We start from the raw sequence: 885 nt of genomic DNA on the forward strand, positions 1-885 counted from the left end.
CTCAATGCGCCGTCCCAGAAGGCTGCGGAAGAGATGGCGCTGCGCAACTGTCAGTCCGGCTTGACGAGGTGGAAGGTCAAGACCGCCAGCGGCGGCTGCGCGATCGCGGCGTCGAAGTAGGCGCTGCTTCCCCAAGGACAGGCTGGCGGGCAGGACAGAGGGGGGTGTTCAAGCGCCCTGCCCCCCGCGGGGTTGGAACCTTACTCGCGGAGGTCCCATGTTCGCCAGGATCCTGATTGCCAATCGCGGTGAGATCGCCTGCCGGGTCATCCGCACGGCGCGCAAGATGGGCGTGCGCACGGTCGCGGTCTATTCGGATGCCGATGCGAAATCTTTGCATGTCGCGATGGCCGACGAAGCTGTGCATATCGGCGCCTCGCCTGTCGGCGAAAGCTATCTGCGCGGCGACAAGATCGTCGCGGCGGCTTTGGCCGCCGGCGCGGAAGCCATCCATCCGGGCTACGGTTTTCAGTCGGAAAACCCTGATTTCGTCGACCAGGTGACGGCGGCGGGGCTCGTCTTCATCGGCCCGTCAGCGGCCTCGATCCGCGCCATGGGGCTGAAGGACGCGGCCAAGCGGCTGATGGAGAAGGCCGGCGTGCCTGTTGTGCCGGGCTATCACGGCGAGGCGCAGGAGATTGTGCTGCTCGCCTCCAAGGCACGCGAGATCGGCTATCCCGTGCTGATCAAGGCGCGCGCCGGTGGCGGTGGCAAGGGCATGCGGCGCGTCGAACATCCCGACGACTTTTCCGAGGCGCTGTCGGGTGCGCGGCGCGAGGCCAAGGCCGCTTTCGGCGACGACCGCGTGCTGGTCGAGAAATATATCGACAAGCCGCGCCACATCGAGGTTCAGGTATTCGGCGATAGCTTCGGCAATGTCGTGTA

The 885-nt window shown here is 65.9% G+C and carries 1 protein-coding gene; it reads left to right on the forward strand.

What is annotated here, in order from left to right; translation table 11 throughout:
• Positions 1–217: 217 nt before the first annotated feature.
• Positions 218–885 (forward strand): biotin carboxylase N-terminal domain-containing protein (locus tag EOA85_RS36245; RefSeq protein WP_127212799.1); only part of this gene is annotated, 668 nt, incomplete at its 3' end.

Source organism: Mesorhizobium sp. M5C.F.Ca.IN.020.29.1.1, assembly GCF_003997375.1.
Lineage (GTDB): Bacteria > Pseudomonadota > Alphaproteobacteria > Rhizobiales > Rhizobiaceae > Mesorhizobium > Mesorhizobium wenxiniae.